Origin of the sequence: Martelella sp. HB161492 (genome assembly GCF_013184775.1) — a bacterium.
GTDB lineage: Bacteria > Pseudomonadota > Alphaproteobacteria > Rhizobiales > Rhizobiaceae > Martelella.
In genome coordinates this window covers 175,780-192,900 of record NZ_JAATVV010000002.1, presented here as the reverse complement: position 1 = coordinate 192,900, position 17,121 = coordinate 175,780, and the positions used below count along the sequence as shown (strand labels likewise).

General features: G+C 59.0%; 22 protein-coding genes and 2 tRNA genes. All 24 read left to right on the top strand.

Features of this window, described 5'->3' with window-relative positions:
* Window positions 1–511: 511 nt before the first annotated feature.
* Window positions 512–1,015 (top strand): hypothetical protein, encoded by a 504-nt coding sequence (locus HCK86_RS03730; RefSeq protein WP_176083142.1) that lies wholly within the window; start codon window positions 512–514, stop codon window positions 1,013–1,015.
* Window positions 1,012–1,230, top strand: a complete 219-nt coding sequence (locus tag HCK86_RS03725) for a hypothetical protein (RefSeq protein ID WP_176083141.1) — start codon at window positions 1,012–1,014, stop codon at window positions 1,228–1,230. The genes HCK86_RS03730 and HCK86_RS03725 overlap by 4 nt, the downstream gene beginning before the upstream one ends.
* Window positions 1,223–1,597 (top strand): GapR family DNA-binding domain-containing protein, encoded by a 375-nt coding sequence (locus HCK86_RS03720; protein WP_176083140.1) that lies wholly within the window; start codon window positions 1,223–1,225, stop codon window positions 1,595–1,597. Before HCK86_RS03725 ends, HCK86_RS03720 begins: the two co-directional genes overlap by 8 nt.
* Window positions 1,581–2,351 (top strand): GcrA family cell cycle regulator, encoded by a 771-nt coding sequence (locus tag HCK86_RS03715; protein ID WP_176083139.1) that lies wholly within the window; start codon window positions 1,581–1,583, stop codon window positions 2,349–2,351. Before HCK86_RS03720 ends, HCK86_RS03715 begins: the two co-directional genes overlap by 17 nt.
* The gene (locus HCK86_RS03710; RefSeq protein WP_176083138.1) at window positions 2,348–3,034 is read left to right on the top strand and encodes a hypothetical protein; all 687 of its coding nucleotides are present in this window, start codon (window positions 2,348–2,350) and stop codon (window positions 3,032–3,034) included. The genes HCK86_RS03715 and HCK86_RS03710 overlap by 4 nt, the downstream gene beginning before the upstream one ends.
* On the top strand, window positions 3,024–3,197 hold the full coding sequence (locus HCK86_RS03705) for a hypothetical protein (protein ID WP_176083137.1): 174 nt from the start codon (window positions 3,024–3,026) through the stop codon (window positions 3,195–3,197). Before HCK86_RS03710 ends, HCK86_RS03705 begins: the two co-directional genes overlap by 11 nt.
* Window positions 3,198–3,703: 506 nt before the next feature.
* The gene (locus HCK86_RS24025; RefSeq protein WP_246739445.1) at window positions 3,704–4,543 is read left to right on the top strand and encodes a hypothetical protein; all 840 of its coding nucleotides are present in this window, start codon (window positions 3,704–3,706) and stop codon (window positions 4,541–4,543) included.
* Window positions 4,524–5,168, top strand: coding sequence for a transcription termination/antitermination NusG family protein (locus HCK86_RS03695; protein ID WP_176083135.1), 645 nt, complete (start codon window positions 4,524–4,526; stop codon window positions 5,166–5,168). Before HCK86_RS24025 ends, HCK86_RS03695 begins: the two co-directional genes overlap by 20 nt.
* 171 nt (window positions 5,169–5,339) lie before the next feature.
* A tRNA-Met gene (locus tag HCK86_RS03690) sits at window positions 5,340–5,416 on the top strand.
* A 23-nt stretch (window positions 5,417–5,439) separates the two neighbouring features.
* Window positions 5,440–5,576: transfer RNA gene (locus tag HCK86_RS03685), tRNA-Val, on the top strand.
* Between the two features lie 178 nt (window positions 5,577–5,754).
* Window positions 5,755–6,300: a phage tail protein gene (locus tag HCK86_RS03680; protein ID WP_176083134.1), complete on the top strand. Its 546-nt coding sequence runs from the start codon at window positions 5,755–5,757 to the stop codon at window positions 6,298–6,300.
* A 146-nt stretch (window positions 6,301–6,446) separates the two neighbouring features.
* A complete protein-coding gene (locus HCK86_RS03675) occupies window positions 6,447–7,064 on the top strand; it encodes a hypothetical protein (RefSeq protein WP_176083133.1) in 618 nt (205 codons plus the stop codon).
* Window positions 7,061–9,037 (top strand): terminase gpA endonuclease subunit, encoded by a 1,977-nt coding sequence (locus tag HCK86_RS03670; protein WP_176083132.1) that lies wholly within the window; start codon window positions 7,061–7,063, stop codon window positions 9,035–9,037. The genes HCK86_RS03675 and HCK86_RS03670 overlap by 4 nt, the downstream gene beginning before the upstream one ends.
* Window positions 9,016–10,635 carry a phage portal protein gene (locus tag HCK86_RS03665; protein ID WP_176083131.1) on the top strand — a complete coding sequence of 540 codons (1,620 nt, stop codon included), beginning with the start codon at window positions 9,016–9,018 and terminating at the stop codon, window positions 10,633–10,635. Before HCK86_RS03670 ends, HCK86_RS03665 begins: the two co-directional genes overlap by 22 nt.
* The gene (locus HCK86_RS03660) at window positions 10,622–10,888 is read left to right on the top strand and encodes a hypothetical protein (RefSeq protein ID WP_176083130.1); all 267 of its coding nucleotides are present in this window, start codon (window positions 10,622–10,624) and stop codon (window positions 10,886–10,888) included. The genes HCK86_RS03665 and HCK86_RS03660 overlap by 14 nt, the downstream gene beginning before the upstream one ends.
* A 14-nt stretch (window positions 10,889–10,902) precedes the next feature.
* A complete protein-coding gene (locus tag HCK86_RS03655; RefSeq protein ID WP_176083129.1) occupies window positions 10,903–11,823 on the top strand; it encodes a S49 family peptidase in 921 nt (306 codons plus the stop codon).
* Between the two features lie 2 nt (window positions 11,824–11,825).
* Window positions 11,826–12,347, top strand: a complete 522-nt coding sequence (locus HCK86_RS03650) for a hypothetical protein (RefSeq protein WP_176083128.1) — start codon at window positions 11,826–11,828, stop codon at window positions 12,345–12,347.
* Between the two features lie 2 nt (window positions 12,348–12,349).
* Complete coding sequence (locus tag HCK86_RS03645; RefSeq protein ID WP_176083127.1) at window positions 12,350–12,730, top strand: head decoration protein; 381 nt, start codon at window positions 12,350–12,352, stop codon at window positions 12,728–12,730.
* 12 nt (window positions 12,731–12,742) lie between these two features.
* Entirely contained in the window at window positions 12,743–13,753 is a 1,011-nt protein-coding gene (locus HCK86_RS03640) for a major capsid protein (RefSeq protein WP_176083126.1), read from the top strand.
* A 110-nt stretch (window positions 13,754–13,863) separates the two neighbouring features.
* On the top strand, window positions 13,864–14,244 hold the full coding sequence (locus tag HCK86_RS03635) for a hypothetical protein (RefSeq protein WP_176083125.1): 381 nt from the start codon (window positions 13,864–13,866) through the stop codon (window positions 14,242–14,244).
* An 11-nt stretch (window positions 14,245–14,255) separates the two neighbouring features.
* Complete coding sequence (locus HCK86_RS03630) at window positions 14,256–14,663, top strand: hypothetical protein (RefSeq protein WP_176083124.1); 408 nt, start codon at window positions 14,256–14,258, stop codon at window positions 14,661–14,663.
* A complete protein-coding gene (locus HCK86_RS03625; RefSeq protein ID WP_176083123.1) occupies window positions 14,650–15,375 on the top strand; it encodes a hypothetical protein in 726 nt (241 codons plus the stop codon). Before HCK86_RS03630 ends, HCK86_RS03625 begins: the two co-directional genes overlap by 14 nt.
* 24 nt (window positions 15,376–15,399) lie before the next feature.
* Entirely contained in the window at window positions 15,400–15,591 is a 192-nt protein-coding gene (locus HCK86_RS03620; protein WP_176083122.1) for a hypothetical protein, read from the top strand.
* A complete protein-coding gene (locus HCK86_RS03615) occupies window positions 15,588–17,063 on the top strand; it encodes a phage tail sheath subtilisin-like domain-containing protein (protein ID WP_176083121.1) in 1,476 nt (491 codons plus the stop codon). Before HCK86_RS03620 ends, HCK86_RS03615 begins: the two co-directional genes overlap by 4 nt.
* Window positions 17,064–17,121: the final 58 nt, after the last annotated feature.

Here is a 17,121-nt window from a genome sequence, read left to right as displayed (position 1 = left end):
TCAAATTGTTCATACGGTTCGTTTTCTCGCCCACAGGGTTTCGCCGACCGCAGCGTGCTTTGAAGGTTTTGTGCGGGGGCGGCTGTCTGTGCCCGTTTGCTTTTCACGTCTTCGCTCGCCGGGGCGTATCTCCCGCTTCGGCTTGAGCAATCGCCGGATGGTGATGTGGCTGGGACGGGATTTCCTGTCCGCATCGGGAGCCATCCGGCGCGCCATTTCTCTTGTTCTCTTCCTGCCGCTTCAACCTTGCGGACCGGCAGGGCCGCGCCGCGGCTGGTTCCTCCTCCCGTCAGCCCGGCGCGGCGCTTTTCCTTTGTCGCGGGTAACGCGCGTTCTGCCTGACACACTGCTCTGGTCACCACGATCACTTTACCCTCCGTAGCTGCGAAAGCGGGGCGCGTTACCCCGTTGAACTGACCTGGAACTTAAGCGCTTGAGCGCCTTCCCACATCGGGAAACGCCGCCGGTTTTTCCCGGCGCGGGAATTTTTTTACGCTTTGCGGAGGCAATAATGGCTGTTTCTGATGCCTTTCATCACCGGATCAAGGCCGCCCAGCGGGATCTGATCACCCGATGCGGCGGTATTATGCGGGCGGTGGAAATCACCAACTTTTCAAAATCGCAGGTGGGGCGGTGGAACAGCCCGACCGATGCCGAGCTGATGCCGGTCAACGCGATTGTAGCGCTTGAAGAGGATGCCGGTGTGGCGCTGGTGACGGCCGTTCTGGCCGAAGCCAATGGCCGGCGGCTGACGGACCCGGATGAAGAGCGGGCGGCGGAAGCCGGGCTGCTGCGTTCCGTCTCTGAAATGATGCGCCATTGGGGCGAGTTCGGGAATGCCTTCGGCAATTCGATTGCTGACGGGAATGTGACGCCGACTGAGGCGACAACCTGCGAACGCCCGCTGGCGAAACTGGAAGCGGCCATTTCGGAAGTGCATCGCAGTCTCGCGGCCATCAAGGCCAATGGCGGCGGCGCGGCAAAGCTGCGGGTTGTGGCGGATGATCAGCCATGAATGCGCCCTGCAAAATCATCAGTGGCGGCGGTGTGACTGCCTGTAACACCTGCAAGGGCAGCGACTGGCCGGGTGACAGGCTGATGGTCTGCGATCTCACCGACGATGCGATCCGCGAACAGATCGAAGGGGCGCGCGACTGGCGCCCGAAATCCAGCTTTTTGAACGGCGGGCCGGGAATGAAGCCCGTGAAGGGAGGTCAGCGATATGGCTGATGATTTCAACCCCATGGCCGTGAATGGCAAACCTGCGGCGAAGACGGCGAAGAGCAAGAAGACCAAAACGACCGTTGTATCCGAGTCCGGAAACAGCCTTATCGGCAAAGAAATCCTTGAGTTTTGTGACCGGCTCGATCGGTTGGATGAGGAAGGGAAGGAAATCCGTGAGCTCAAGACGCAAGTTGGCCATGAAATCAAGGCGCGTGGGCTGAACCCGAAAATGATTAACCGCCTACGGAAGCTGCGGGAAGACGGCGGTGCATCGTGGCGTGAAGGCGAGATGGAATTTGACAGCTATCTTGCCGCTGCTGGCATGCAGTCCTGCTTCGACTTTGAGGGGGTGGGGCATGATGATCTGGACTGATGAGAAAATCGACCTGGTCGGCGGGATGATCCGGCTCGGCAAAAGCCAGGCGGAAATCGGGGCATTTTTCGGTGTGCCGAAAAACGCCATTGCCGGGCTCGTATCCCGAAATCGTAGCAGGATGGGTATTGGCGATGCCGGTATTGAACCGGCTGTGCCCACGGCGCGGATGGATGAGGCGCGGGCCATGTGGGCCGATGGCGCCAGCATCAGCGCCATGGCTGCGCATTTCGGTGTTGGCTATGCGCGGATGGCGAATTTCATGGATGGCAACCGCGATGCCTTTCCGCTGCGCCCGCCGGAAGATCAGACCGCGCTGGTCGAAGCTGCGGCAAAGCTTTGGGATGATGGGCTGACCATCAACGCCATTGCGCATCAGCTCGGCATTTCGCGGGGGAAGGTCTGCGGCTTCACCGAACGCCATCGCGAACGCTTTCTGCCGCGCGGTGGCAAGAATGCACGCGTTGAATTGCTGAAGGCGCAGGCCGGAAGCGATGCGCAGGACAATGGCGCGGACGTGATGAAGCTGGATCGCACCGGCTGCCATAAGGGCAGGGCGATCAATGGTGCTGAGCCGGTGCTGTTCCGCGATCTCGACCATGACCAGTGCCATTTTCCGCTGACGGATATCGATGAGCCGAACGGGCCGGATATGCCTTGTTGCGGACTGTGTGTTGCTGAAGGAAGGTCATATTGCACGGCCCACATGAAGCTTGCCTATCGCCCGCGCGGTGAAATGGCGGTGGCGGCATGAGCGCGACTTCAGCACGCGGATTGTTCCGCGCCATGGGAAAGACTGCCAAGCCAGTCCTTGACCTGATCGATGGCGAGATAGCCGAAACGGAAGCCCGAGCCCGCGAAAAGGATGATTTCTACCCGACACCACCGGAACCGACGCGGGCATTTCTGCATGCTGAACAACGGCGGCTGCGAGACTTTGCCACGATATGGGAACCGGCAGCCGGTGACGGGGCAATGGCGCGAGAAATGGAAACGGTCGGGCTAAACGTGTTCCGGTCAGATCTCGTTGACCGTGGCTGCGATGCGGTGATCCGCGATTTCTACGACTTTACGCCGCATGACCGGCTGTGCCGTGCGATCGTCACTAATCCACCTTTTCAGGAATGCAACTGGCGTGATGGCCGTGCGCGGTGGATCTATCACGCATTGGAAGTGCTCGAGATTGAGTACATGGCGCTTCTGTTGCCGTGGAGCTGGCCGGGGGCTGCGGGCATGGCGACCTTGTGGGAAAAGTATCCACCCGCATGCGCTTATCTGATGCGCTGGAAGATTGATTTCACAGGGCAGGGATCGCCGCCGACAAACCACGGTTGGTTTGTGTGGGACAAAGCATGGGTCGGCGAAACAGCTATTCGCATGCTCGATCGGAAAGATGCCCGGCAATCTGAGCTCTTCGGGGGCGGGCATGATGAATGAAGGCATGAACCGGCAGGAAACGGCACGGTCTGCCCGCGCCAGCCAGCGTGTGATTGAGCTTTGGCGGCGCGGCGACATGTCGACTGATCGGATTGCTGCGGTCGTTGACCTGTCTGAAGAGGAAGTCTGCCGGATTATCGACAGGAGGGACGTGCCGCTATGAGCCATCAGGCGACCAACTGGGCGATCCTTCAGCGCGGCTTGAAACCGGCCACGAAAATCGTGCTCTGGTATCTGTGTGACCGCTATAACAGCGATTTCGGGTGCTTCCCTTCACAGGACACCCTTGCTGAAGACTGCGAAATGTCGCGGTCATCGCTTAACAATCATCTGGCTGACCTGGAAGCGCGCGGACTGATTGCGCGCGAGGTTCGCCGGCGTGGCAACGGGCAGCAAGAGCGCACGCGATATCGTCTTGCTTTTGAAGCCGATTTTGCCCGTTCACCATGTGCAAATTCTGGACACGGCGAAGGGGCGGAAACCGTGTCCAAAAATGAGGCCTCGCCGTGTCCAAAAAACGAGGCTGGCCGTGTCCAAAATTTGGACAGTAACCCTGTAAGGGAACCAGTAAATGAACCAGTAACTGAGAGAGAGGGTGCGCGCGAGGATTTTGAAGATGATCCGAACGAAACACCGAAAGCGCTCGAAAAGCGGTTCAAGCGGCTTGAGATGGGCGACACCGCGATCGGCTGGAAGCCGTGGCCGGGTGCTTTCAGTTCGTCCAGTGGTTGGGGCTTGAAACAGTTCAAGGCGCTGACAGCGGAAGAGCGCCGGCAGGCAGAAGACTGCCGGGAACCCTATCTCAGGATCTGCCCAAAGGTCGAACGTGGCCCGAACAAGGGCGAGCCGAAGCCCGTGGCGATCGGCGTTTATCTTCGGGAAAAGAAGTTCCTCGATGTGATGGCATCGGCGCCAAGGCTGGTTGAACGATCATCGCAAGCGGCCACCACGGTGGAGACGGCACGGCAGGCACCATTCGGCCCGATCTGGGCGGCACGGCGCATGCTGGCGTTGCTCGATGGCCCTGTCGAAGTCGAACTGGGGGATGACATTCACCGGTCCATGCAGGGTCGCTATGCGATCGCCAAGCGCATGGGCGAGCGAAAGGCGCTGGCATTCCTTCAAGAGCGAAACCTGTCTGTCGGGGCTGATGGCACGCTGATTTTCCCCGATGATTTCGAGGCGCAGGAACGGGCGCGGCGGATACCGACTGAAGGCTATCCGCTCGTCCACAAGCTCGATGCGGATGCGCGCGGGCGTCAGTCAATCGCCGTTCCGACAGAGCTGCAGGCGCTCAAGCCGCTGATGGAGCCTGTGCCGGTGCATTCCGACATGTGGGCGCGGTGGGAAGCCTGGCATGCGGAGAACGGGTTTGCCTTTGTGCCGGATCCGGGAAGCATGAGCGTGGTCTATTTCCCGGCGGGCGGGCCGGATGATCTGGACGATTTCGCGCGGGCAGCGCGGTCAATCATCAACGATGGAGAGGCGGATGCTGATGCGACAGTTTGACGGCAAGGTGAGCGGTGCGGGGCTTCTGAAGCTCGAAAAGATTGCGCATATGCGGCGCATGGAAGCGCATTTCATCGATGCAGCCGCGCGCCGTCACTGGCAGGACAAGCCGGAGCTGGCGCGCTGGATCGTGCTGTCGGTGGATGGTCGCAAAGCTGCTTCTGTTGTCCAGTCTCTCGCCGATTCGGACGTTGAAAGCTTCATGCCGATGATGAAAACAACCGTTATCCACAGTCTCACCCATAAAAAGATCGTCCGGATGAAACCGCTCATGCCCGGCTATGTGATGGTGAAATGTGTCATCGGAGCAGCTTCCTTTGCAGGACTGAAGCTGGTCAGCGGTGTGATCGATGTTCTTCACACTGCAGCTGAAGCGCCATATGTCGTTTCTGAAGAAACGGTCAGTAGGTTCATGGTGTTACGGGACATTGATGAACAATTAGGTCATGAAACATGCTCGATCGTTGCGGGTGACTTTGTCGAGATCATACAGGGGCCATTCGCTGGAATTCGGGCATTCGTTCGGACGGTAAACAAGCGAAAAATGGTTGCGTCGATCAAGGCCACGATGTTCGCCGGAAAGGTCGACATTCCAATTCCACTTGCTTTCATTGAGAAGGTGTGAGTTATTTTCCAGCGGATGAAGCGTCGTACCATACGCTACCGTGCCGACCTGGTCGGCTGACCCCGGAGGGGTGATCACGGCAAGCCCTTCGCTCCCCGCCCTCACGGTCAGCCAATCGGCGCACACTGAGTGAGGGTCAGTGCGTAAGCTATGAGATTTCCAGACTTTTAACGTGGGGTGGAGCAGCCCGGTAGCTCGTCAGGCTCATAACCTGAAGGCCGCAGGTTCGAATCCTGCCCCCGCAACCACATGCTCGAAAGGGCGCGTTAACAGCGAAGTAGCTCAATGGGAGAGCGTGCCGGTGACCCCGGCAGACATAGCGGCGCTGCGCTAGACTGGCGTAGTAGACTGCAAAGCAGTCGGGTTAGTCGCCGACTGTGTGTGGTGGTTCAAATCCATCCTTCGTTGGCAATTCCAAGCGAAAGCAAGCGGTGAAGATATCGGGGTGATACATTCCGAACCGATATTGGAGCGAGTGAGTAGGCGGCCCGGCGCGGAACCGGGAGGACGCCCGAGAACAGAACGGGCCGGAAGGCGGATCGCGAAAGCGGTTCGCCTTTCGCGTTATAGGGAAGAGGGGATTTTCATGGTCGCTGAAGTCCATTTCGACGCGTCGGAAATCGAAGCGCTGTCGCGGGCAATCGCCAAGCTTCCGGGCGAGATCAAGACAAAGGCCATGGCCCGTGCCATGCGCCGCATGACCACGATGGCCCGAACGCGTGTCGTCAAGCGAAATGCCGAACATACCAAACTGCCGCAGCGTATCATTCGTGAGCAGACGACTGCCTACTTCAACGCTGGCGGCAACACGATTGAGCTGGTCGAGAAGTCCGGATGGATACCGCTCTTCAAGCTCGGTGCAAGGCAGACCCGGCGCGGCGTTCGCGTCAGGACGCGCGGATCGTACAAGGGCATGTTCATTGCAAAGATGGAAAGCGGGCATTCCGGTGTCTTCCGCAGGGTTGGCAAGGAAAGAACGCCAATCAGGGAGATGTTCGGACCGAACCCGGCGCATGCGATCACGAACAACCCCGATGTCTACATGCAGGCCCTGGCAGAGATCATTCAGGAAAACCTCGCACCGCGTTTCCTTCACGAACTCGACCGGATTTTGCCCGGTCGGCCGATGTGACCGGTCTGCAACACCCCCTCCGGGTTTAGGGACCGTAGAAATCGAGGCCCGACGACGGGCCGAGGCGACCCCGGGGCGCCGTCCGAAAATGGGGTCCGATTTTTGGGTTTACGGGGTTTATACGGTTTACACAGAGGGTTTACACCGTGAACGACACACCGCTGATCATGTGGACGATCGCCGCGATCGCTGAACGTGATGGCGTGTCGAAGATGGCGGTTTCAAAGGCCGTCAAAAAGTTGGCTGAGGCCAAGCCTGACACACCGATCGAGCGCGACGGGCAGGGACGGGTGATGCGGGTGTCGCTCGCCCACTACGACGAATTCCGTTCGCGTCATTCGAACCCGGCAAAGACCAAAGCCCCGATCCGCACCCTTGCGGAAGAACCCGTTGCGGACAGTGGTGCCGCTGAAGGCGGGCTTCGCGTCAAAGACAGTTTCGAGGAAGCACGGCGCCAGTCCGAATGGCTGAAGGTCGGGCGCGAGAAGATCCGCCATCAGGAAGCAATCGGCCAGCTTGTTCGGGCTGACCTGATGGGCGAGGCGATCCGGCAGGCCGGTAGCGACATTCAGCAGATACTGCGGAAGCTGCAGAACCGGGCGGATGATGTTGCGATCGCGGTTTCCAAGGAAGGGGCACATGGTGCGCGTATCGCGTTGCGCAAGATCGCCGATGAATTCGGCAACAGTATCGCTGATCGCCTTGGAAAACTGGCAGAGGCAGCGCCGGCCGAAGATCCGATGTTTGAGGAAGATGAGGGATGAATGCGCATCCGAGCGCGTTTCGGCTGGTCTATTCGAACCTCGCCGAAGCGATCAGGCCCATTCCGCCTGTCTCGTTTCATGAGTGGATCGGGAAAAACATCGTCCTGGTGGATGGCAACAAAAAGGGAGATATGTGGTCCGCAGCAGATGCGCCCTATCTGGTTGAGATTGCCGAATGCCTTAGTCAGGAACACCCGTGCAATCTGGTAACTGTGCGCAAGGGGCAGCAGACGGGCGTTTCCATCCTTGCCATGTCATGGATGCTGTATCTCGCTGAGATGTGCCCTGACAACGCGCTTTATGCAGCGCCAGGCATAGACCTCCTGCAGGATCTGAACACCGGCAAGTTCAACCCGATGATTGAGGCCTGGCAGCGCAAGACAGAAAAACGCATTGTCGATCTGGCGAACTCTTCGACCTACACCAAAAAGATTGGCACAGAGACCTATATCTATCTCGGGAATGCCAACACCAAAAAGGATCTTTCCGGCAAGACATGCCGTTATGGTGTCAAGGATGAGCTCTCAAAATGGGAGCTTTACCCGGATGGTTCAGACCCGGAAACGCTGTTCTTCGGCCGCTTCACCGCTTTCCGGCGGATGAAGAACTACAAGATCCTTGAGCTATCAACGCCAGAACTTGACAGCGGCGATGAGCTTGGAGACGGACCGGGGCACTGCCGTATTGACCGCTCGTTCCGGCGATCAGATCAACGGTTCTGGTATATCCGCTGTCCTGAGTGCGGAACGGAGCAGGTTCAACAGGATGTCAACCTGATCATTGACCGGGAGCATCCGCATAAATCGCGCATGCGCTGCATCAGCTGCACGCATGAGATTTCAGAATCAGAACGCGTCATCGCGGTAAAGCAGGGGCGCTATATTCCGACTTTCACGGAACCGGACCGGCATCCGGGCTTTCATGTCGATGCTTTCATGTCGCTGATGATGTCATACGGTGCCATCGCTGAGGACAAGCTGAGTTCTGAAGGCAAGGGCGAGACTGGCGCGAAGGACTACAGCAATCTGGTGCTGGCGCTGCCTTACCTGATGAAGGGAAATGCGCCCGACCACGTGCGGCTCATGGAGCGCCGCGAGGGGTATCCGAAAGCGACCATCCCGGCCGGTGGGCTTGTCTTTACTGGTGCTGCCGACGTGCAGGGGCACGGCATCTATGCCGAGGCCGTTGCCTTTTCAGAAGATCGGCAGAGCTGGTGTGTCGAGGCTCTCTACTTCAAGGGGGCAACAGATAATCCGAGTGCCGGCGCATGGCTTGAACTTGAGAAGTTCCTGTACATGGAATTTCCCGATGCGAACGGGGTTCTTCGCCGCTTCGATGCCTTCGCCGTCGACTCCGGTTTCAACACCAATGCAGTTCTGGAATGGTGTCGCAGACATGCCGATACCTATGCGGTGAAGGGTGTTGGCGGCCGTGGCATTCCGGCGATATCGCAGCCGCAACGCAAATCCGTCACAAGGCGGGGCAAACGCAAGCGCTTTGGCTCGACCATGTCGTGGCCGGTTGGAACATGGTCACTGAAGGGCGAGTTCTACGGAAACCTTCACAAGCCCGGACTATCTGCCGGTGAGCCATGCGACCCGCCTGGTTACTGCCATTTCCACACGGAACTCGGCGAAGAATATTTCCAGCAGATCACGGGCGAATATTTCGTCCATGAGATCAGACGCGGCAAGCTCTACGAGGAATGGAAGCCACGGCGTGCGGACAATCACTGGCTTGATTGCCGGATCTACGCAATGGCCATGGCAGAACATATGGGCCTGTCGTCCAACTCTCCGGCTGACTGGGCTGCCTTGAGGCGTAAGCTTGAAGGTGCGCCCGTTGCCGATCTTTTTTCACCGGCGCCTGTACAGGTTGCCGCTGCACCGAAAATAGAAAACAAGGCGCAGCCAGAACCGGCCGCCGCCGCAAAGCCGAAAAAAGAAAACCGATGGCGCAAACGGAAAGTCTGAGCATTGCACCGGCAAAGCCGCGCATCCGCGTGAAGGCCGGAAGTGCGCAGGGTAGCTATATGCGGGACACGCAATCCGGCGTGATTGCCTCCCGTCCCGCCTCGTTGCGGGAACACCGCGATGAGGTCCGCCGCGTCTGGACCCGGGCGGCTGGCCTTGCGATGGACATGCTGCAAAATTCCGGCCGCCTGCGTGGTGCGGCTGATCAGATCATTGCCGATACGGTTGGCGTTGAATTGTCGCTCAATCCGAAACCCGATCTTCGGGCGTTTGGCTATGACGACAAGGAAGCGATGGACCTGATCAAGCTGATCAAGGATCGCTTCAAGGTCTGGGCATGGAACCCGCTTGAGTGTGATTACCGGGCGAAGTTCACCTTGCCACAGCTCACCGACGCGGGCATTCGCAACTGGCTTGCCTTCGGCGAAAGCCTCGGCGTGATCCAGTACCTTCCGCGAAGCCAGCGGCTGGCGGGGACGAGAACGGGAACCAAGTTTCTGCTGTTCTCACCGCACAGGCTGGTGCAGGACACATCGAAATTTGAGGGGCTGTATCAGGGCATCATTCACGATGCGTTCGGCCGGCCGATTGCCTATCGTGTTCAGGAAGAGCGCGATGGCATGACCGTAAAGGTCGACTATCCGGCGCGTGACAGCGAGGGCAGGCAGCTTGTCATGCATGCCTTTGACCCCTTCAGTGCAGAGGATGTGCGCGGCGTCTCGCCGCTGACGCCGACATTTCGCAAGTATCTTCTCGCCGAAAATGTCGATGATGCCACCGCACAGCTGTTCTTTCTGCAGACGATCTATTCGATCATCCTGACCAGCGACAAGCCATCGGCTGAAGCCTTTGAGGCCCTGGAAGCGTTGAAGGATACGGGCGCCGAGAACGCCGCCGATATTGCCGCGGATTTTGCAAACTACTTCGGCGCCCAGCTTGAACGGGCGGCTGAAAGCGAAATCAAGCTTGGGGCCGGGGCCGGTGTATCGCAGCTTGCGCCGGGCGAAAGCCTGGACTTCAAGCAGCTCTCCGCGCCCGGTGCTCAATACTCCGACTTCATGGCCGCGATGCATCGGGAAACAGCCCGGGCACTCGGCATGTCATATGGCGGCTATACGCTCGACTATACCAGAGCAACCTATGCCTCGACGATGATGGAAAATTCGGCGCTCTGGCCGATTTCGCAGCGGCGCACCGATCGGATAGCAGCACCTCATATGCTGGTGCCCTATGGTGCCTGGCTGGATGAGGAAATTGGGGAAGAGCGCATTCCCTTCAAGGGCGGATATGAGGCCTATCGGGCGAATCGGGACGCAGTGCAGTGGGCGCTTTGTTTTGGACCATCCAAGCCAACAGCAGACGACAAGAAGCGGGCAGATGCCGCGACTGAGCGCCTGCAGAACGGCACATCTACGGTAGAGGCAGAATGCGCCGAGATTGGCTACGACCCTGAAGAGGTCTTCGAAAGCCGCAAGCGCTGGCACGAACGCTACAAGGCTGCTGGCATGACATCACCCTTTGACCGCAATACCGGCACGCCAAAGGCTGATGCCACCAGTGGTTCCGATAGCGGGAGCGCCACCAATGGCAACAGTTAAAATCAACGGCACTGCTGTCGACATTGATGATCCGTGCGCGATGGCAAGCGCGCTGCGCGCTGTCCGGTTGAAGCGGATTGCCGGTGAGGCGGTCGAAGAAAGCGAAATTCAGTCACCGGTTGGCAAGCGTCGCATTAAGCTTGCGACCACATCGATTTCCGATCTCGAACAGGAAATCGCCCGCCTCGAGACCGCATGTGCGGTGAAGAACGGCACACGCCGCGTCGGTCGACGCTGGTCGTTGCGGTTCTGATCAGGAGCTAAAATATGTCGATTGCCATGGGGCACATCGCGCAGCGGCTGTTCAATACACCGCTCGCCTATGATGAGCGGAAGGCTGAAGACTTTGTTCTCGGCCTCGGAGGAAGGATTTCCGGGAGCGATGTTGTCATCGTGAATGGTGGCAATGCCGTTCATCACACGGCCTTTGAAAACGGCAGGCCTTCCGCCGGCAGGCTTGGCGATTCCTTTGCCCAGCGAGAGTCCATCTGGGCTGGCGCCAAACTCTTCGTTCAGAATGGTGTCGCCGTTATCCCGATCGAGGGAACCCTCGTACACAAGGGGACATTCATTGGTCAGTCTTCCGGGGTAACCTCTTATGAGGGGCTGCAGACACAGATCGCTCTGGCGACACGGGACGACCGCGTGAAGGGTGTTGTTTTCGAGGTCGACAGTTTTGGCGGCGAAGTTGCCGGTTGCTTTGAGACTGCGCGGATGATCGCAGCGCTTTCGAAGGTCAAACCGACGATCGGCATTCTGACGGATTTTGCATTCTCTGCAGCCTTTGCCCAGGTCAGCCAGTGCCGGGAAGTTGTGGCGCCGGAATTCGGCGGTGCGGGTTCGGTTGGCGTGATCATGCTGCATGCCGACTACAGCGGTTACCTGGAGAAGGAAGGCGTTGCGGTCACGATCATTCGTTCCGGCACCAAGAAGGCCAATGGAAATCCTTATGAGCCTCTTCCGCAAGATGTGCAGGACAAGTGGCAGGCTGAAGCTGATCTCATGCGCGACCGTTTCGCAGAGATCGTCGGGCAGGGCCGTCGCGGTCGCACCACAAAGGCCAAGGTTCTGGCGACTGAAGCTGAGGCATTCACCGCCCGCGAAGCACTTGAGCGCGGGCTGATCGATGCGATCGGGGATCCGACGCAGGCCTTCGACGCCTTCGTCAAGGCAATCAACAAGGGCTGATCATGGCAGGTTTTCTGGAAGTCATCCACCGGGCGGTCACGTCCGGTGCGATCAACGATTCCCTTTTGCAGGGAGAGCCGGGCGCGGGAGCGTCCAATGTTGAACCGGCGGCTGATCCGGCCGCCAATGAAAAGGACCGTCATATGTCTGACGACAAGACACCGCCCGGCGCAGCAAAACCCGCCGCCGATGCGGATATGGCCGCGATGCGGAAGGAAGCGGCCGATGCTGCCAAAGCCCGTATCAAGGCCATCACCACCAGTGCTGAGGCCGATGGCCGCAGCGCGATGGCAAGTCACCTGGCTTTCGACACCGACATGTCGGCTGATGCAGCCATTGCGCTGATGGCGACGGCGCCGAAGGGCGACAAGGTGGGCGCCCCGAAAAGCTATGAACAGCAACGGGCGGCTGATCCGTCCGGGCTGGCAAAGCCGGTTGCAGGCGGCAAGCCCGCTGAGGCCAACGATGATCTCAACCCGGCAACGGTCTATAGCCGTCGCGCCGCAGTCAACAAGGGGGCCTGATCATGGCGCCAGTCACCGAAAAGGCCCGTGCCCTGGGCTTTGTCCTGTCCGAAGCGAACGGCAGGCGTTCGCGCGAAGTGCTGACGATTGCCGCGGGCAGCGGCATCGTCGAAGCCGGAACCGCGATCGGCAAGATCACGGCTTCGGGGAAATATGCACCGGCGCCGGATGCCGAGACTACCGGCATTGAAGGTGCGGAAACGGCAACTGCGATCTGCGGCTATACGGTCGATGCGACCGACGCGGATGTCGATGTTGCCTGCATCACCAATGACGCAGAGGTCAAAGATCCGATGCTGATCTTTGATGACAGCGTCGATGACACCACCAAGCGCACGGCGAAGCTGACACAGCTTGCCGCTGTCCGCATCAAGGCACGGTAAGGAGAACACACCATGTCGAACCCGAATCCCTATACCGGCGACCCCTTCAGCCTTGAAACGCGCACAGCGTCGATCAATCGCCAGCCCTATCGCCCGGGGCAGATCTCGGCTCTCGGTCTCTTCGAGGAAGATGGTGTCACCACCACTATGATTTCGATCGAACGGCAGGACGGAAAGCTTGGTCTGGTCGACCCGACCGAACGTGGTGGTCCTGGCGAGACGACGGATCAGGAAGACCGCGACGGCGTTCCGATCAAGATTCCGCATTATCAGCGGGACGATGCTATCAAGGCCGATGAGGTGCAGAATGTTCGCGCCTTCGGGACCGATAACACACCGGAAACGATCGAAGGCCGCCTTGCCGCCCGTGACCGGCGCCATGGTCAGGATCTGACGATGACGCTTGAGCATCAGCGTGTCGGCGCCATCAAGGGTATCGTGACCTCGAAATCCGGCGGCACGCTGCTGGATCTCTATTCGGCATTCGGCATTGCGCTTCCTGCAGCGGTTTCGCTTGAACTGGATGTCGACACCACCATCGTGTCGGACCTCTTCCAGGATGTCCGCTACGCAATCGAGGATGCGCTCGATCAGCCCTATGACGGCATTCATGTCTTCACCGGCCGGGATTTCCATAAGGCGCTCTGGACGCACAAGTCCGTTCGCGAAACTTTCATGTACAATGCCGGTGCTGCCGTCCTGCGCAATGATGTTCCGGATGTCTTCGAATTCTGCGGGGCGACATGGGAGCGCTACAAAACCGGCACCAAGGCGACGGCCAATCTCGGATCGGCCTATATCGCTGCTAATGAGGCCCGCGTTTGCATGACTGGCGTTCCCGGTCTCTACATCACGCGGTTCGCGCCGGCAGACTACAACGAAACGGTCAACACAATGGGCCTGCCGTTTTACTCGAAGGCAATCGAGATGTTGAACGGCAAGGGCTATGACTATGAAGCCCAGATGAATGCGATTTCGATTTGCACCATGCCGGAAACGCTGCGCAAGTTGACGCTGACCTGATTTTAATATCGTCGTTTATTATCAGTCTAATAGCGGAACCGGTTAACAGACCGGTTCCGGTTTTCGAGATCAATGGCTGATTGGTTTCGGCAACCGGAAAGGACATTCCAATGGCAGACAAGAACATGCGGATCGCCTTCAAGCATGGCGGCAAAATCCCCGCAAGCGTGATCGGCGAAAGCAAAGATAAAAGCGTTGCGCCCCATGAGGCTGTGACCGTACCGGCGGCTTATGGTCAGCATCTGGTCGAAGACAAGTTCGCCTATAAGGTCGACACCGTCACTGAAACGGATGCCGCCAAGGCCGAAAAGAAAGCTACAGCCGAAAAGGCCAAGGCCGAAAAGAAGGCCGCTGCCGAAAAGGCGAAGGCTGAGAAGGCGCTTGAAGATGCCAAGGCCGCGCTCGAGCTCGCAACTGACGATGACAGCAAGGCTGCTGCTAAGACCGCCCTTGAAGCGGCTGAAGCCGCTCTCGCCGCGCTTTCTGCCTGAGGCCGGCCAATATGGTTGACTGGGTGACTGTCGAAGCTCTGACGGAAGAAAGCTGCGCGGGCATTTTCGATACCGTCGATCTGACGCTTCAACCGCGTGCCAAGGTCCTGACGGTAAACCATCCTCCGCAGGATGATCCTGACCGGGCAACCTTTTCGTTCGTCGGCAGTATCGAACTTGAGCCGCCGATGGAGGTCATCGCGAGGCATAAGCCTGCCGATCCGAAGGCAGGGCCATCCGTCGCTTATGATGCCGTCCTGACGGCGCTCATTTCCGATTGGCCTTACCAGCCGAAGCGCAATGACCGGGTGATCGTTGATGCCACCGGCGAGGTCTACAAGATTGCCGCAAAGATCGCGGATGGCGGCTCTCGTCCTGCCTGGTTTCTGATGAAGGAAGTTGAACGTGCTGGCAGCTGAAGCAATGCGACTGGCGGCTATGGAGGCTTTGAACCCGACGGCGGCGAATGCCGGGACGATTGCTTTCCCGACGCTTGCGGGGAAGTTTGTCTATGACAGCCGCTCTATCGCGCTCGAAGATCTCGACCGGACGCGGGATTATACGCCGACGCTGGCGCTCTTCACCTCGGAAAGCCATGCATCCTCCATGGGCGAGGCGGCAGCGATGGGGGACACTTCGGCGCGTGCAACGCTTGAAATCGTTGCAGAGCTCGCTGTGGTGGCGCAGGACGGGGACGGCGAATTTGCCGATGCGGCCGATATGGCGCAGACGGATACCGACGCCCGGCTTGTGCTTGCCGCACTCTGTTCGCAGGTGCGCTGCCTGCTGCAATATGGCAATGCCGGGCTTGCCTGGCGGCGGGTGGTCAAGCAGGTGGCAGAGGTTCGGGAACAGGCTTTTGCCTCGCCGGAACTCGGGCTGCGCTATCACCGCACATTGCTGACATTCGTCTGCGATATCGCGGATGATGAATTCGATCTTGAGAATGGCGGTCTGCCGGAACCGCTGCTTTCCGTCTTCAATGCGCTGCCGGAAAACTCCTATGCCAAGGAAAAGCTTGCAGCGCTCGCCTCACATTTCACAGTCGATGCGCGGACACCGCTTGAGGTGATCCACGGCGATATCGGCAGTGGTCTGGCTTTCGAGGCCAGCCTTACAACCGATCCCTGATCCAAACATCTGATGGAGGGCCTGATGGCCGATCTCTATGTGCCGCGTGACGGCATGCGCATTCCCATGCCCTATCGTCAGCCCGACTGGCCGCAGGCGGGACGCGCGGTGAACTTTGCCAACCCCTATGAAAGCCGGCTCGTCAAGGACGGCGATCTCGTCAAGGCCACCGTGAAGACGGCCAAGGCCTCCACCTCGAAAGGATCCACGGAATGACGATCCCGACCAATCTTGTCGCGCCGCTCTTCACCTTTGATGTGCAGTCCGGCGGCGCCTTCAGTTCTGAAACCAAGGCCATTATCCTGGCACACGGGCTTGCGGCCGGTTCGCTCGGCGAAGGCGAAATCGCGCTCTGCACGTCGAAGACGGAAGCGCGCAATCTTGCCGGTCGCGGTTCGATGCTGGAAACGATGTTCATCGGCCTTCTGCGGAATGCTCCGACGCAACAGATCTATCTTGCCCGGGTTGCCGATAGCGGCACGGCCGAGATCCGCACGATCACGATCGGAACACCGCCTGCGGCTGGCGGGCAGGGCGTGCTGCAGATTGCTGGCAACAATGTCAGTGTCGAGCTTTCGGCCGGCATGACGGCCAATGATCTGGCGACGGCGCTTGCCGCCGCGACCAATGATTTCTACGATGAATATAAGGGCTATTCGCTGCCTTTCACCGCGACGGCGGCAACCAATGTCGTGACGCTGACGGCGCGCCACAAGGGCACCTATGCCACGGACATCGATGTCTATGTTCCGGTTCTCGACCGGGTGAATGCCTTCTCCGGGCTCTTCACCTTTGCCACGACCACGGCGGGCGCCGGGGCACCTGATCTCTCCGACATCATCGCCGCGATGAATGATGACATGTTCGAAATCATCATTTCGGCCTTTGGCGATGCAGCCAATGTCGCGCTGCTGAAGGACTTTCTGAATGAAGATACGGGCCGCTGGTCCTATGCCCAGCAGCTCTATGGACATGCCTTCTATCCCTTCACCGGCACCTCGGCTGAACTGGTGGCAAAGGCCGCGCTGCAGGACAACTGGCATGTGACGAATATTTCCATGCTTGCCAATGGCGGCAATGCCACGCCGGAATATCTGCGGGTGGCCTGCGTCGTCGGCACGATTGCCGAATGGCTTGGCGGCGGTTCCTCCGGTGATGTGTCGCGCAACCAGACCGGCCTTGTGGTGCAGGATGTGGCGGCCCCGCGTGACCGCGCCTACTGGATGGACTATGCGACCCGCAACGTGCTGCTGAAGAATGGTGTCTCGACGCTGACGGTCGATGGTTCAGGCGATGTGACGATCGACAAGATCATCACGCAGGGCATGACGACGGATGATGTTCCGGATACGACCTTCCGCGACATTCAGGTGCCCTATCAGCTCACTTATGCGCTGAAGAAATTCCGTGCTGACCTTGCGTCCGAACACGGAAACAAAGCCATCGCTGACGATAACCCGGGCAACCTCGATGCGATTTCGACGGTCAAGGACATCAAGGCCACGCTCTACCATTCAGCCGCCGGCATGCCGGGCGTGATCGAGAACCCGGCGACGTTCCTGTCAAACCTGGTTGTCACGCGTGACAGCGAGAATGCGAACCGGGTGAATGCATCGCTGAAGATCGATGTCGTGAACCCGCTCGATATCTTCGCCGGTGTCGCGAAGATCTACAGCCAGATCAACTGAGCCTTTCCCTTATCGTCTGACGGTGGCCGCTAAGGCGGCGCCGCCTTTTCAAGGAATT

What these genes read in the sequence shown, in the direction of transcription:
- HCK86_RS03725 (WP_176083141.1), top strand. Translation starts at nt 1,012, where the DNA reads ATGAATGCGCCCTGCAAAATCATCAGTGGCGGCGGTGTGACTGCCTGT.
- HCK86_RS03660 (WP_176083130.1), top strand. Translation starts at nt 10,622, where the DNA reads ATGGCAACAGTTAAAATCAACGGCACTGCTGTCGACATTGATGATCCG.
- HCK86_RS03640 (WP_176083126.1), top strand. Translation starts at nt 12,743, where the DNA reads ATGTCGAACCCGAATCCCTATACCGGCGACCCCTTCAGCCTTGAAACG.
- HCK86_RS03705 (WP_176083137.1), top strand. Translation starts at nt 3,024, where the DNA reads ATGATGAATGAAGGCATGAACCGGCAGGAAACGGCACGGTCTGCCCGC.
- HCK86_RS03680 (WP_176083134.1), top strand. Translation starts at nt 5,755, where the DNA reads ATGGTCGCTGAAGTCCATTTCGACGCGTCGGAAATCGAAGCGCTGTCG.
- HCK86_RS24025 (WP_246739445.1), top strand. Translation starts at nt 3,704, where the DNA reads ATGGGCGACACCGCGATCGGCTGGAAGCCGTGGCCGGGTGCTTTCAGT.
- HCK86_RS03650 (WP_176083128.1), top strand. Translation starts at nt 11,826, where the DNA reads ATGGCAGGTTTTCTGGAAGTCATCCACCGGGCGGTCACGTCCGGTGCG.
- HCK86_RS03665 (WP_176083131.1), top strand. Translation starts at nt 9,016, where the DNA reads ATGGCGCAAACGGAAAGTCTGAGCATTGCACCGGCAAAGCCGCGCATC.
- HCK86_RS03655 (WP_176083129.1), top strand. Translation starts at nt 10,903, where the DNA reads ATGTCGATTGCCATGGGGCACATCGCGCAGCGGCTGTTCAATACACCG.
- HCK86_RS03635 (WP_176083125.1), top strand. Translation starts at nt 13,864, where the DNA reads ATGGCAGACAAGAACATGCGGATCGCCTTCAAGCATGGCGGCAAAATC.
- HCK86_RS03715 (WP_176083139.1), top strand. Translation starts at nt 1,581, where the DNA reads ATGATGATCTGGACTGATGAGAAAATCGACCTGGTCGGCGGGATGATC.
- HCK86_RS03615 (WP_176083121.1), top strand. Translation starts at nt 15,588, where the DNA reads ATGACGATCCCGACCAATCTTGTCGCGCCGCTCTTCACCTTTGATGTG.
- HCK86_RS03630 (WP_176083124.1), top strand. Translation starts at nt 14,256, where the DNA reads ATGGTTGACTGGGTGACTGTCGAAGCTCTGACGGAAGAAAGCTGCGCG.
- HCK86_RS03695 (WP_176083135.1), top strand. Translation starts at nt 4,524, where the DNA reads ATGCTGATGCGACAGTTTGACGGCAAGGTGAGCGGTGCGGGGCTTCTG.
- HCK86_RS03720 (WP_176083140.1), top strand. Translation starts at nt 1,223, where the DNA reads ATGGCTGATGATTTCAACCCCATGGCCGTGAATGGCAAACCTGCGGCG.
- HCK86_RS03710 (WP_176083138.1), top strand. Translation starts at nt 2,348, where the DNA reads ATGAGCGCGACTTCAGCACGCGGATTGTTCCGCGCCATGGGAAAGACT.
- HCK86_RS03620 (WP_176083122.1), top strand. Translation starts at nt 15,400, where the DNA reads ATGGCCGATCTCTATGTGCCGCGTGACGGCATGCGCATTCCCATGCCC.
- HCK86_RS03670 (WP_176083132.1), top strand. Translation starts at nt 7,061, where the DNA reads ATGAATGCGCATCCGAGCGCGTTTCGGCTGGTCTATTCGAACCTCGCC.
- HCK86_RS03645 (WP_176083127.1), top strand. Translation starts at nt 12,350, where the DNA reads ATGGCGCCAGTCACCGAAAAGGCCCGTGCCCTGGGCTTTGTCCTGTCC.
- HCK86_RS03730 (WP_176083142.1), top strand. Translation starts at nt 512, where the DNA reads ATGGCTGTTTCTGATGCCTTTCATCACCGGATCAAGGCCGCCCAGCGG.